The organism is Segatella sp., from assembly GCF_977051555.1.
In genome coordinates this window covers 30,149-44,874 of record NZ_CDRSSE010000026.1, presented here as the reverse complement: position 1 = coordinate 44,874, position 14,726 = coordinate 30,149, and the positions used below count along the sequence as shown (strand labels likewise).

Sequence of the window (14,726 nt, the reverse complement as noted above, 5' to 3'; positions counted from 1 at the left end):
TCTGGTTACCATTCTTACCTACACCTGATGCGAACATCAGAGGCAACAGACCGATAACCATCGCCAGAGAGGTCATCAGGATAGGACGGAGACGGGCACCGGCACCCAGGATAGCTGAGTACTTGATGGCCATACCCGTACGACGACGCTCGAGGGCGAACTGTACAATCAGGATGGCGTTCTTAGCCAACAGACCGATCAACATAATCAACGAAATCTGCATGTAGATATCGTTAGAGTGACCGAAGAGGTTAGTGAAGATGAACGCACCAGCCAAACCGAATGGGATAGACAATACTACAGACAATGGCAAGATGTAACTCTCGTACTGGGCACTCAAAATGAGGTAAACGAATACGATACAGAGTGCGAAGATCAAACCTGTAGAGTTGCTGGACTCAGCCTCAGAACGGGTCAAACCTGAGTACTCATAACCATAGCCTTCTGGCAATGTCTGCTTAGCCACCTCGGCAATAGCCTTCATACCGTCACCGGTAGAATAGCCGCTGTTAGGAGTTACAGACACATCCATTGAGGTAAACAGGTTGAAACGTGTGATGTTGGATGGACCATAAATCTTCTTCAAGTTCACAAACTCGCTCACTGGAGACATGGTGCCATCAGCACAACGTACATAAATCTTGTTCAAATCGTCAGGACGCATGCGGTTCTCAGGACCTGCCTGAATCATGACACGGTAGAGCTTACCATAGGCATTGAAGTTAGATGCGTAGAGACCACCGAGATAACCCTGCATCACTGCCAATACTGAAGATGGAGAAATACCAGCCTGCTTGGTCTTGGCAACGTCCACATCCACCATGTACTGAGGATAGTTAGGGTTATACTGAGTCTGCGCAGTCTGAATCTCAGGACGGGCATTCAGTTCCTTCAAGAAAGCCTTCACGTTGGTATAGAATCTGTTCAGATCGCCACCCGTCTTATCCTGCATAGTCATGGTAATACCATTCTGTACAGAGAAACCGGAAATCATAGGTGGAGCAAAGGCCAGAACCTGTGCATCCTTGATCGTGGCAGTCTGCTTGTAGATCATACCTAACACAGAAGTATATTCCATAGGGTTGACAAACAGCGCCTCAATACCGCCACCCGTACAAGCCGCCTTAATACGATGGAAGAATCCACCAGGACGGTCCTCGAATGGCTTCAGTTTGACGATGATAGTACCCTGGTTAGAACTTGCGTCACCAATAAAGCTATAACCCATGATGGCAGTACGGGTAGCTACGGCAGGGTTGTTGGCCAACATCTTATCCACCTGTTGTACCACCTGGGCAGTACGTTCCTGAGAAGTACCAGGAGCAGTAGAGATACAAGCGAAGATAGTACCAGTATCCTCATCAGGAACAAGTCCTGTCTTGGTAGTACCCATCAGGGCAACCAAGCCCACGATGCTGACAGCCACCAAGCTACCAGCGATAATGCCATGACCGATAACCCACTGTACACCTTTCTTATATTTATTGGTAATCTTATCAAACTGATAGTTGAACCCAGCATGGAAGCGGTCGATAAGCGACAACTTCTTCTCGCCATGCTCCTCATCATGTGGTTTCAATAACACCGCACAAAGAGCAGGAGACAAAGTCAACGCGTTGACAGCAGAGATGACGATTGACACTGCCATGGTAACACCGAACTCACGATAGAAGTAACCAGATGTTCCACCGATGAATGATACAGGAACGAACACGGCTGACATCACCAATGTAATAGAGATGATGGCGCCAGAGATTTCATTCATCGCATCAATAGAAGCTGTAAGGGCGCTCTTGTAACCCTGGTCGAGTTTAGCATGAACCGCCTCGACCACCACTATGGCATCATCGACCACAATCGCAATGGCCAACAACAAAGCGGAGAGCGTCAGCAAGTTGATAGAGAATCCGAACACCCACAGGAAGAAGAATGCACCAACCAAAGCCACTGGTACGGCAATCATAGGAATCAAGGTAGAACGGAAATCCTGCAAGAAGATATATACCACGATGAATACCAATACCAAGGTGATAATCAAGGTAAAGATTACCTCTTCAATAGATGCGAACAAGAACTCGGTAACATCCATCAGGATGACATTCTTCAATCCAGGAGGATAACTCTTCTCCAGTTCATCAAGCGTTTTCTTTACGTCGCTGGCAATCTGGGTAGCGTTAGAACCGGCAATCTGCTGAACCATACCCATCACGGCAGGCTGACCATCATTGAGCAGGTTTACGTTATAATGCAAACCACCCAACTCAACCTTGGCAATTTCGCCGAGGCGGAGAGTCTGACCGGAAGTATTGCTCTTGATGAGAATGTTCTCATACTCCAATGGAGTCTTCAAACGACCCTTATAACGCAAGGTATATTCATACTGCATATCAGAACTCTCACCAAAGCTACCAGGAGCAGCCTCGATATTCTGCTCTGACAAAGCCTGAGAAACATCAGAAGGAACCAGTCCGAATTCCTTCATCTTCTCTGGCTTCAACCAGATACGCATAGAGTAGTTACGGGTAGAAGGGCTCTGCACATCACCCACACCATTGATACGCTTCAACTGAGGAACGACGTTGATCAAGGCGTAGTTGGTAACAAACTGGTCGTCGTAACGGCCATCGTCTGTGGTCAGAGCGAACATGATCACGTTGGAACTCTGACGCTTGGTTACGGTCACACCCACCTTTGTAACCTCGGCTGGCAGCAATGACTGTGCCTGGGACACACGGTTCTGCACGTTTACGGCAGCCATATCAGGGTCAGAACCCTGCTTAAAGTATACAGTGATGCTGGCATAACCAGAGTTGGAAGCCTGAGAAGTCATGTAAGTCATGTTCTCCACACCATTGATACTCTCCTCCAAAGGAGCGATAACTGAGTTCAACACCGTCTGAGCATCAGCACCTTGATAGGTGGTAGACACCGAGATGGTAGGCGGCGCGATATTCGGATACTGCTCGATAGGCAGCGATACCAAGCCGATGATACCCAGCAAGACGAAGAAGATGGAAACCACCGTCGAAAGTACCGGGCGCTTTATAAAGTTTGTAAATGACATAATCTTATTTTAATCAAGAATTAATAATTAACAATTAATAATTGCCACAGGCCTATTAATTATTCATTATACATTATTAATTATACATTATTTATCCTTCTTACCGCTCATGGTAGTAGCGAATGCATGAGCATTGTCCTGAGACTCACTCAACTTGGTAGCCTCAGCAATCTTCTGATTGTAACGCTCCAGAGTGATAGGCTTGATCTGCTGACCATCGGTCAACTTGGTGATACCCTTCAGAACGATGCGGTCGCCTACATGAAGACCTGCAGTTACGATATAGTTCTTGCCATCATCCTGTGGATTTACCTTGATCTCAGAATACTTCACCTTGTTATCCTTGGTTACTACGTAAACGAAGATCTTATCCTGAACCTGAGAGCAAGCCTCCTGAGGGATAACGATAGCGCTGTTATGATCATTAGGAACTACGATAGAACCTGCACCACCACTCTTCAGCAACTTCTCTGGGTTAGCGAAGTGAGCGATAAGAGAGATAGAACCGCTGGTTGCATCGATGACACCACTCATCTTGACAACCTTACCTGGATGATTATAGATAGAACCGTCTGCCAACTGCAACTTAACAGCTGGGAAAGAAGCAATAGCAGCCTGAACGCTACCATTGGTCTTAGACATATTCAGAATCTGAGACTCAGAGAGTGAGAAGAATACCTCCATAGTGCTGATGTTGGAAACGGTTGTCAGAGCCTGACCAGAAGCGCTTACCAAAGCACCTACCTTGAAAGGAAGACTACCTACTACACCGGCAGAAGGGCTGGTAACGGTACACCAAGCCAACTGCTCGCGGGCTGAAGCCAAAGCTGCCTCTGCCTGAGCTACCTGAGCCTGAGCCGTTGCATAGCTGTTAGCTGCTGTAGAGAGTTCGTATTCACCGATAATCTTACTATCATACAACTTCTTGTTGTTCTGATAAGTCAACTTGGCTGTATTAGCCTGAGCCTTAGCTGTGTTTACAGCGGCAGCTGCAGAACGGACAGCAGCCTGATAGGTCTCGCTATCAATAGAGAACAAAGCCTGACCTGCTGATACTGTCTGACCCTCGTGTACAAAAACCTTAGTGATAAAACCAGAAACCTTAGGACGTACCTCTACATCCTGGATACCCTTGATGGTAGCAGGATAGGTAGTCTGCAATGCGGCGCTGGAAGTACCGATAGTAGCCACAGCGAACTCATCGTCGCCGAAGTTAGGCAGACCGCCTTTCTTACTTCCACCACATGATGTCAACGCAGCAAGAACACAAACTGCTGCAACAAACAAAACGCTTTTAATTTTCATACCTATTTTATATATTATAATTTATTATTTAATCTTTTATCTTCTCTTATTCAAATGTTTTTTCACCCTCCAGCGAAAACTTTTATGCGCCTTTAAGTTTTAAAAGCGCTGCAAAAGTACTAATAATAAATGAATAACGGCTCGCAAGGAGCCGTTATTTAACAAAAATTATTCTCTATTTTGAGTTTTCTGCATTTACCAGTCCCATCTCCTGAGCCTTCTTCATCAGAAGCTCCATCAACGGTTCGCGCTCATTAGCCACCTTATTGTCCAGCACGGCATCCTTGAGATACTGCTTCAGGGTACCTACCTCGCGGCAAGGTGTAAGATGGAACATCTCCATAATCTCATTTCCATCGATACATGGCTGGAGAAGTCGCTTATAATCACGTTCCTGCAGATCGACCAGTTTCTCGCGCACCATCTTGAAATTATCCAGGAATCGCTGCTTGCGTACCTGGTTCTTGCTGGTGATATCAGCCTCGCAGAGCGTCATCAGGTCGTTGATGTCATCACCGGCATCATTCAGCAGACGGCGAACGGCACTGTCGGTAACCTCCTCATCAGCAATCACAATCGGACGCATGTGGAGTTCTACCAGCTTCTGCACATACTTCATCTTCGCATCCATCGGAAGTTTCATACGGCGGAAGATACCCGGAATCATCTTTGCACCTATTATATTATGGCTGTGGAATGTCCAGCCGATGTTGTTGTCCCAGCGCTTGCTCTTCGGTTTGCCGATGTCGTGGAAGAGCGCAGCCCAGCGGAGCCAGAGGTTATCAGAATGCTTGCAGACATTTTCGAGCACCTCCATCGTATGGTCGTAATTATTCTTATGCGCCCTGCCGTTTCGCGTTTCCACCTTGTCCATCGCCACCAGTTCTGGCAGAATGAGATCGAGCAGACCTGTATCTTTCAGATAATAAAAGCCGCTGCTTGGGTGCTTGGAGAGCATAATCTTGTTCATCTCGTCGCAGATGCGCTCAGCACTGATAATCTTCAGGCGCTCAGCATTACGGGAGAGCGCATCATAGGTCTCCTCCTCAATCTGGAAATTGAGTTGGGTAGCGAAACGCACGCAACGCATCATACGCAGCGGGTCGTCAGAAAAAGTGATATCCGGGTCGAGCGGAGTGGCAATGATACCATCTTCCATATCGTAGACACCATCAAAAGGATCTACGAGTTCTCCAAAACGGTCTTTGTTCAGGCAGATAGCCATCGCATTGATGGTGAAGTCGCGACGGTTCTGGTCATCCTCCAGCGTTCCATCTTCCACGATAGGCTTTCTGGAATCGCGCTGATAGCTCTCCTTGCGGGCGCCAACAAACTCCACTTCAGTATCCTGATACTTCACTTGTGCTGTTCCGAAATTACGGAACACAGAGAGATGCGCCTTTCTTCCGAGCATCTTCTTCAAGGCAGAAGCCACCTCTATACCGCTACCCACCACAACGACATCAATATCATTGGAAGGTCGCTCCAGGAAGAGGTCACGCACATATCCACCTACTACATAACACTCCACAGACAGCCCATCTGCTGCCTCTGAAATCTTATGAAATATATCCTTATCCAGTATCTGTGCCAGTTCGGCATTGGTCAAATTTCTCATACTCTTTTTACTTTAGGGGTGCAAAGTTACTGCAAAATGAGCGAAAAACAAAATAAATCACGATTTATTTTTTCTTCCGAGTGCAGCGTAACTTATTTAAAGTTACTGCAATTTAAGCGAAAAACAAAATAAATATTTGGTTATTTCACAATAAATGCGTAAATTTGCACCGAATTTCGAAATTATTATGGCAGATTTATTGAAAACAGAACAGCAGTTTAAGGATGTCATGAGTGAATGCAGGACATTATTTGAGAAGAAGCTTCATGATTATGGAGCCTCTTGGAGAATCTTGCGCCCTTCTTCTCTGACAGACCAGCTCTATATCAAGGCGAAGCGCATCCGCTCGCTCGAAATCAAGAAAGAATCTTTGGTTGGCGAAGGTATCCGTCCGGAATTCATCGCCCTTATCAATTATGGTATCATAGGACTCATCCAGCTTGAAAAGCCTTTCGTGGATGAGGTGGATATGACACCCGAAGAGGCTATGAAACTATACGACCTCCATGCAAAGGAGGCACTGGAACTGATGCTCAGGAAGAACCATGACTATGATGAAGCATGGCGCTCGATGAGAGTCAGCAGTTATACAGACTTCATCCTGACCAAGATTCAGCGCGTAAAGGAAATTGAAGACATCGCAGGCGCTACCCTCGTTTCTGAAGGTATTGATGCCAACTATATGGACATCATCAACTATGCCGTCTTCGGTGCCATCAAAATGAGCGAGAAGTAAAAATATAAAATGATAAAGAATAAGGCAACTCACATATTAACAAAGATAGCGGTCAATATCGGGCGACTGCTGATGGCAATAACCTTCATTTTCTCAGGATTTGTGAAGGGAATTGACCCATTAGGCACGCAATACAAGATAACCGACTATCTGGAGGCGCTGCACATCGACTGGATGTTCCCCGACTGGAGCACCCTGGTGATGTCGGTATTACTAGCCACTGCAGAGTTTGCCATCGGTATCTTCCTCCTCTTCGCCATCCGACGGAGACTGACGAGCAAGATCACCCTTGCCGTGATGAGCGTGATGACGCTGATTACCCTGTGGATCGTTATCGCAGACCCAGTAAAGGATTGCGGATGCTTCGGCGATGCCGTAGTGCTCACCAATATGGAGACATTCATCAAGAACATCATCCTCCTGATATTCGCCGTCCTGCTTTGGAGAAAGCCACTGGAGATGCAGAGACTCATCTCGAGACAGACCCAGTGGGTGGTGATCAACTACACCTTCCTCTTCTCCATCGTGATGAGTATCTGGAGTCTGTGGTATCTTCCGCAATTCGACTTCCGTCCTTATCACATAGGTGTCAACATCGCCAAGGGCATGGAGATTCCGAAAGGAGCCAAGCAACCCAAGTTTGATACCACCTTCATTCTGGAGAAGAACGGAGAACGGAAGGAGTTTACGATAGACAACTATCCCGACTCTACCTGGACCTTCATCGACAGCAAGACGGTTCAGACCGAAGAAGGTTACGTACCTCCAATACACGACTTCAGCATAGCTGATGCCAAGACGGGAGAAGACATTACCCAGGAAGTAATTCACGATAAAGGCTACACCTTCCTCCTGGTTTCGCCACATCTGGAATTTGCCGATGACAGCAACTTCGGCAATATCGATGAGATTTACGAATATGCCAACGACCATGGCTACCGTTTTCTCTGCCTCACGGCAAGTACGGAGAAAGCCATCAAGCACTGGCAGGACATAACAGGAGCGGAATATCCCTTCTATGTCACAGACGAGACTACGCTGAAGACGGTAATCCGCAGCAATCCGGGTCTTCTTCTGCTGAAGAACGGAACCATCATCCGGAAATGGAGTCACAATGATTTACCAGACATGGCAGAGATTGGTGACAAACCACTGGAGAAAACCGAGATAGGCAAGATGCCGGAAGTAAGTGCCGCCAAGAAGATAGCTGGCGTCATCTCCTGGTTCATCATTCCACTGGTACTCCTCACCATCGCCGACCGGCTCTGGGCTTGGGGCGCCTGGATTAGAAAGAAAGAGAATTCGAACAGAATATTATCAACTTTTAAAAAGAAAAGAAAAATGAGAAAGAAAATTGTAGCAGGTAACTGGAAAATGAACATGAACCTGCAGGACGGTGTTGCTCTCGCTAAGGAGATTAACGAGGCATTGGTAGCAGACAAACCAAACTGCGACGTAGTAATCTGTACTCCATTCATCCACTTGGCTTCTGTAGCTCAGGTTTTGGATTCAAAGGTAGTAGGTCTTGGTGCAGAGAACTGCGCAGACAAGGCTAAGGGTGCTTTCACTGGTGAGGTTTCAGCTGAGATGGTAAAGAGCACAGGTGCTCAGTATGTTATCCTCGGCCACTCAGAGCGTCGTCAGTACTATGGCGAGACAGCAGAGATCTTGAAGGAGAAGGTAGAGTTGGCTTTGGCTAACGGTTTGAAGGTTATCTTCTGCTGCGGTGAGACTCTTGAGGAGCGTGAGGCTGAGAAGCAGAACGAGGTAGTAAAGGCTGAGTTGGAAGGTTCAGTATTCCACTTGAGCGCTGACGCTTGGAAGAACATCATCCTCGCTTACGAGCCAATCTGGGCTATCGGTACAGGTAAGACTGCTACTTCTGACCAGGCTGAAGAGATGTTGGCATACATCCGCTCTATCGTAGCAGAGAAGTATGGCAACGAGGCTGCTGAGGAGACTTCAATCCTCTACGGTGGTAGCTGCAAGGCTAGCAACGCACCTGAGCTCTTCGCTAAGCCAAACATCGATGGTGGTTTGATCGGTGGTGCTTCTTTGAAGGCTGCTGATTTCAAGGGTATCATCGACGCTTGGAAGAAGTAATCTCATAAGGATATTACATTTCCCGAAGGGATGCCTTCTTCGTGAAGCGCATCCCTTCATTCTTCATTACACCTTATTATATATAGAGAGATCCAAGAATAAGGTGCAGTTTTAAAACAAGACGACAAATATAAAAGGAATAGTCATGAAACAATTCGTCACATTATTGATTATGATCCTCTGCTCAACATTCACAGCTAATGCGCAGAACTACCTGGACCATCTCAAACAGAAGGAACCGGGAAAGGGTGTTGTAACCGTGAACCAAAGTAAGGCGATTGATGAACTGGTAAACGGCAAACAAGTGATTCCACAAGACGACAAGACTAAGACTACCCCACAGAAAAAAGAAAAAGAGCCTGAAACTCAGCGCAAGCAGGGGCCTGATTCCCTGAAGAAGACTGAGCCACAGCATCATGAGGCAAACCGAGAGAATGCCCACGTGAACAATGCCCAAAAGGCAGAGAACAAAAACGAAGAAACAGAGACACCTGTAGTGGATATGCGCAAGAAAGTGATGCGCAAAAGCTATAAGGTTACAGGATATAGAGTACAGGCTTTTGCTGGCGGCAATTCGCGTAACGACCGCCTGAAAGCAGAACAGACTGGCAATCAGCTGAAAGTTCATTTCCCTGAACAGCCGGTTTATGTTCATTTCTACTCTCCAAGATGGATTTGCCGAATGGGCAACTTCCGCAGCTTAGCTGAAGCCCAGAAGATGCTCGCCAAGGTTCGTTCCCTGGGATACAGACAGGCATGCCTAGTAAAGGGACAGATTACGGTACAGTACTAAAGTGAAGAGTGAATAGTGAAGAAACAACGTTCGGCGGCCGAAGGGAAAGCCAATTCAACAGCCTTACTATTCATAAAGTTCAAAATTCAAAGTTCAAAGTAAATAAGATATGAATCCAGAAACAGAATTTCGCGAGGGATTGGACGAACTCGCAGAACACTATACTGAAGTATTAAAGCTCTTGGGAGAAGACCCTGAACGTGAAGGACTTGTAAAAACGCCGATGCGAGTAGCCAAGGCTATGCAGATACTGACTCGCGGCTATACACAGGATGCACACAAGGTATTGACCGATGCCCTCTTCGAAGAGAAATACAACCAGATGGTCATCGTGAAAGATATTGATTTCTTCTCGATGTGCGAGCACCACATGCTTCCTTTCTATGGCAAGGTGCATGTAGCTTATATCCCGAACGGAAAGATTACCGGTCTGAGCAAGATTGCCCGTGTGGTTGATATCTACAGCCATCGTCTCCAGGTACAGGAGCGTCTTACCCAGCAGATTAAAGACTGCATTCAGGAAACATTGAATCCTCAGGGTGTGATGGTTGTGATAGAAGCCAAGCACATGTGCATGCAGATGCGAGGTGTAGAGAAACAGAATTCCATAACCACCACCAGCGACTACAGCGGAGTCTTCAATTCACTGAACACACGCCAGGAATTCATGAGTCTGCTGAGAGGAGAAACGAAGAGAATTTAATTTTTTCAACATTATTACAAAAAATGAAGTTTATATCCTGGAACGTAAATGGCCTGCGCGCTTGCGTAGGCAAGGACTTCGAGAACCAGTTTAAGGAACTCGATGCCGACTTCTTCTGCCTGCAGGAAACAAAGATGCAGGAGGGACAGCTCGACCTTCAGTTTGAGGGCTACGAGAGTTATTGGAACTACGCTGAGAAAAAAGGATACTCCGGTACAGCCATTTATACCAAGCACAAGCCATTAAACGTAAGTTATGGCATGGGCGTAGAGGAACATGATCATGAAGGCAGAATCATCACGCTGGAATATGACCAGTTCTATCTCGTTACCTGCTACACCCCAAATTCTCAGACAGAGCTCAAGCGCCTGGATTATCGCATGACCTGGGAAGACGATTTCCGCAAGTTCCTGAAATCTCTTGATACCAAGAAACCAGTCGTCATCTGCGGCGATCTGAATGTAGCACACGAAGAGATAGATATCAAGAATCCGAAGACCAACCGTCGAAATGCCGGTTTCACCGATGAGGAGCGCGAAAAGATGACCGTTCTTCTGAATGATGGCTTCACCGACAGCTTCCGTTATCTCCATCCTGATGAAGTAACCTATTCGTGGTGGTCATACCGGTTCAAGGCGCGCGAGAAGAATGCCGGTTGGCGTATCGACTACTTCCTTGTCTCCGACCGTATCAAGGAACAGATTACAGAAGCTAAAATTCATACTGAAATCATGGGCAGCGATCATTGTCCAGTAGAAGTAGACTTAACGTTCTAATCCTATCTTTCAGCCAACATCAATAAGAATAATCAGAAGAGGGTGTGTCATAAGTTTATGATTCACCCTCTTCTTGTTGTTGGTAAATATAGGTCATAAAAAAAGGGGATGCACCTTCCTCACGGAAGCCATCCCCATATTGGTCATATCAACATAAAATTTTAATTTATATAAGAGAGATTTTTTCTAATTCAATGAAGTAACATAACTACACAGTTGCTTATTTCTAATTACATGAACTGCTTCAACTCAGAGAGTTTTCTCTTCTCAGAAGAACCGTCCTTGTAAGTTACCATGAAGTAATCGTGAACAGACTTGCCATTCTTGAACTGAACGACAGCTACACCTCCTTCACGGAGCTGGAGTGTGAAGTAGCCTTCGCGCTTACCATTGATATACTTGCCATGCCACTTCTCCTTACCATTCTTATAATAGGTAGTAACCTCACCATTAAAGATAGTATTGCGATCGTTGCCGAGGTCGATAAAACTATAACCACCTTCAGCACGGAGATTACCATTCATATAGAAGTCCTGGAAAACGTCCTTCTTGTTAAGGCCAGAACCAGTAGTCATCAGCAGTCTGTAATAACTAGCCTGATCTGCACTGGTTACATTGCTCATATTTTCTGCATAGAAAATAGTGTCAGCTACAACTGTTGCATTCTCTACGTGCTTACGACCGAAAGCTGCTATGGTCATCAAAGCCATCAATGAGAATAATATCATTCGTTTCATATCGTTTATTTTTAGGATGTTATTGTAATTGTCTTTGTTTCTTTTTTCTGGTGCAAAGATACAACGATTTCCGAAAAGTTCATAATTCCTTAACGCTATTTTATCTTATTTTTTGAGCAAGTAATACTTTTTGATTTTGAACGTACGCAATCTTACAATTTGCAATTTCATAGCCTAAAATTTCGCATATTGCACGAAGACACGCCTTACAAAACGCTATTTTCATGGAGTCAAGTTTACAAAATGTAACTGAATTGACATACATCAAGAAGATAAAAGCACAAGTTTTTTGGCATTTCGAGAAACTTTTTCAGAATATTTCTCGCCTATCTTCTTTTATTTTTGTATTTTTGCACGAAAATATATAATATAAGGTACGCGCATGAGAAAAATTCTTTATTTCATGATCGCCCTCACCGTCCTCAGCTTTGCATCATGCAAGGATACCGAAGGCTCTATCGGCGACCCTATCATATCCAACGGGCAAGACCGTGACACAGATATCATTACGGGCGATGATTATGTTTATCATCTGCCTGTCATCTTCCATGTCTTCTACAGTAACACCACGCAATACATCGAATATACCCGCCTCAAGGAGATTCTCTCCAATGTGAACGAACTTTATCAGGGTGATGTATACAACTATCAGATGGATACCATCCCGAGCGAGAACCTGCATATCCTGTTCGAACTGGCTGAGAAGAATGAGAGCGGCAAGAGACTCAGCACACCGGGTGTGGAATATATCAAGGTTTCAGAATCGGAGTTCGACTGCGAGAGCTTCATGAAGGACAAGAATTATGTAAAGTACTGCTGGGACCAGAACAATTACATCAATGTGATGGTATATGCCTTCAAGAAGACCGATAAAAACAGCACCACGCTGGGCATCAGTCATCTGCCTTATCAGGTAGGCGGCTATCCACAGATAGATGGTTTGAGCAATGGCAAGAACTATCCGCTGAGCAAACCGGGCAAATTTCCGTATTGCGTTTCGCTTAATTCTATCTATGTGGGAAGGGATAAAGAAGGAACCCGATATACTACAGATAAGAATCATAAGGGATATACCTACAATACAGCCGACCCGAATGCTACGCTGGCTCACGAATTGGGACATTATCTGGGTCTCTTCCACAGTTTCTCAGAAAAGACAGTGAAAGACAAATCAGAGGCTGCCGATGATGATGACGACTCAGACTATTGCGATGATACACCGAGCTACAACCGAATAGCATACGGCAAATGGCTGACAGAATATGTCAGTAATGCACAAGCCATCAAAAAGGATACCACGCTCAGCATGAAAGAGCTTGCCAAACGCACCAACAGCAAGAATGAGAAATGGCAGTCAGACAATCTGATGGACTACAGCATCTGTTACAGCATGCGATTCACCCCAGAACAGGCAAACCGCATCCGCCAGGTTCTGTATTATTCGCCCCTGATACCGGGTCCGAAGAAGATTCGTCCGAGAACTCGTGCATGGGATGAGATGCCGGAAACAGAAGATGACCTCCCTATCCGATATGCCAAAGAGAAGGCTGTCTGCATCAAGGACATCCGGATGCTGAAGGCTGAGAAATAGCAAAATCAGAAAAAAGAGTATTAAAAGAAACAGAAACAAGAAGAACATGAAATATACAATCAAGGCTCCACGCCAACTCAATGCAAGTATCAACTTGCCAGCTTCCAAGAGTATCAGCAACCGTGCATTGGTAATCAATGCCATGGCGGGATGCAAGGTGCAGCCCCACAACCTGAGCGATTGCGATGATACAGAAGTCATCATTGCGGCACTGCGCGATATGCCTGATGTCATCAACATCAAGGCTGCCGGTACTGCCATGCGCTTTATGACCGCTTATCTTTCTGCTACACCGGGCGAGCATACCATCACAGGTACCGAACGCATGCAGAACCGCCCTATTGCTATCCTGGTAGATGCCCTGCGTTACCTCGGAGCTGATATACAGTATGAAAAGAAAGAGGGCTATCCTCCACTCCACATCGTTGGTAAGCCATTGGAAGGCGGACATCTCGAAGTGGTGGGAAACATCAGTTCGCAGTATATCTCGGCACTGCTGATGATTGGTCCTATCCTGAAAAACGGTCTGGAACTGAAGCTGACGGGCGAGATTGCATCCCGTCCTTACATCGACCTTACGCTGTGGACGATGCAGAACTTCGGAGCCAGCGCAGAATGGACCGATGTAGATACCATCACCGTAAAGCCACAACCTTACAGCTGCGTAGCCGACTACACCATCGAGAATGACTGGAGCGCTTCTTCTTACTGGTATGAAATGATGGCGCTGAACGGAAACCCTGATTCTGAGGTAAGACTCGAAGGCTTGTTCGACAATTCTAAGCAGGGCGATTCTGTAGTGAAATACATCTTCAGTCTGTTGGGCGTGAAATCAGAATTTGAGAATCGTGATGTTCTTTCTCCTGTCAAGTTGAAAGTCCAGCGCTGTCTCTTGCCTCGTTTCGACTACGATTTCAGCGGTTCTCCAGACCTTGCACAGACCATCGTTGTAGCCTGCTGTGCCCTAGGCGTAAAGTTTAAGTTCACCGGTCTTGCCAGTCTCAAGATCAAGGAGACCGACCGCATCGAGGCATTGAAGAAGGAGCTGAAGAAGGTGGGTTACGTGATTTATGACGAGAACGATAACACGCTGATTTGGGATGGCGAGACCTGCGAGCCTAGTTTCGAGCCTATCGACACCTACGAGGACCATCGCATGGCACTTGCCTTCGCCCCTCTTGCCTTCAAGTTCCCTCAGATAGAAATCAACAATCCTGAGGTAGTGAGCAAATCCTATCCTCATTATTGGGAAGACCTCAAAAAGGTGGGATTTGAGATAGTTAATAGTTGATAGTTAATA

11 protein-coding genes are annotated in these 14,726 nt (G+C 46.0%); 7 read left to right on the top strand and 4 right to left on the bottom strand.

Annotated elements, in window-relative coordinates; translation table 11 throughout:
- From ACWJAO_RS07805 to ACWJAO_RS07795, 3 genes are all read right to left on the bottom strand, one after another.
- The coding region (locus ACWJAO_RS07805) for an efflux RND transporter permease subunit (RefSeq protein ID WP_449139833.1) at positions 1-3,064 on the bottom strand (3,064 nt) is incomplete at its 3' end.
- Between the two features lie 87 nt (positions 3,065-3,151).
- Positions 3,152-4,369 carry an efflux RND transporter periplasmic adaptor subunit gene (locus tag ACWJAO_RS07800; RefSeq protein ID WP_449139832.1) on the bottom strand — a complete coding sequence of 406 codons (1,218 nt, stop codon included), beginning with the start codon at positions 4,367-4,369 and terminating at the stop codon, positions 3,152-3,154.
- 175 nt (positions 4,370-4,544) lie between these two features.
- Positions 4,545-5,987 (bottom strand): CCA tRNA nucleotidyltransferase, encoded by a 1,443-nt coding sequence (locus ACWJAO_RS07795; RefSeq protein ID WP_022122075.1) that lies wholly within the window; start codon positions 5,985-5,987, stop codon positions 4,545-4,547.
- A gap of 187 nt (positions 5,988-6,174) precedes the next feature.
- Here ACWJAO_RS07795 and ACWJAO_RS07790 point away from each other — a divergent pair, with 187 nt between their 5' ends.
- The 5 genes from ACWJAO_RS07790 (at position 6,175) to ACWJAO_RS07770 (ending at position 11,098) form a co-directional block, all read left to right on the top strand.
- Positions 6,175-6,723 carry a DUF1599 domain-containing protein gene (locus ACWJAO_RS07790; protein ID WP_228112588.1) on the top strand — a complete coding sequence of 183 codons (549 nt, stop codon included), beginning with the start codon at positions 6,175-6,177 and terminating at the stop codon, positions 6,721-6,723.
- A 9-nt stretch (positions 6,724-6,732) separates the two neighbouring features.
- On the top strand, positions 6,733-8,826 hold the full coding sequence (locus ACWJAO_RS07785; RefSeq protein ID WP_449139831.1) for a BT_3928 family protein: 2,094 nt from the start codon (positions 6,733-6,735) through the stop codon (positions 8,824-8,826).
- Positions 8,827-8,971: 145 nt separating this feature from the next.
- Complete coding sequence (locus ACWJAO_RS07780; RefSeq protein ID WP_144151955.1) at positions 8,972-9,619, top strand: SPOR domain-containing protein; 648 nt, start codon at positions 8,972-8,974, stop codon at positions 9,617-9,619.
- 109 nt (positions 9,620-9,728) lie between these two features.
- Entirely contained in the window at positions 9,729-10,322 is a 594-nt protein-coding gene (folE, locus tag ACWJAO_RS07775; RefSeq protein ID WP_117727317.1) for a GTP cyclohydrolase I FolE, read from the top strand.
- A gap of 23 nt (positions 10,323-10,345) precedes the next feature.
- Entirely contained in the window at positions 10,346-11,098 is a 753-nt protein-coding gene (locus ACWJAO_RS07770) for an exodeoxyribonuclease III (protein WP_449139830.1), read from the top strand.
- Between the two features lie 230 nt (positions 11,099-11,328).
- Here the strand turns inward: ACWJAO_RS07770 and ACWJAO_RS07765 are convergent, their stop codons facing one another.
- Complete coding sequence (locus tag ACWJAO_RS07765) at positions 11,329-11,835, bottom strand: VCBS domain-containing protein (RefSeq protein WP_144153627.1); 507 nt, start codon at positions 11,833-11,835, stop codon at positions 11,329-11,331.
- A gap of 382 nt (positions 11,836-12,217) precedes the next feature.
- Here ACWJAO_RS07765 and ACWJAO_RS07760 point away from each other — a divergent pair, with 382 nt between their 5' ends.
- A complete protein-coding gene (locus ACWJAO_RS07760) occupies positions 12,218-13,426 on the top strand; it encodes a zinc-dependent metalloproteinase lipoprotein (RefSeq protein WP_449139829.1) in 1,209 nt (402 codons plus the stop codon).
- A gap of 46 nt (positions 13,427-13,472) precedes the next feature.
- Positions 13,473-14,717, top strand: coding sequence for a 3-phosphoshikimate 1-carboxyvinyltransferase (locus ACWJAO_RS07755; protein WP_449139828.1), 1,245 nt, complete (start codon positions 13,473-13,475; stop codon positions 14,715-14,717).
- Positions 14,718-14,726 lie beyond the last annotated feature (9 nt).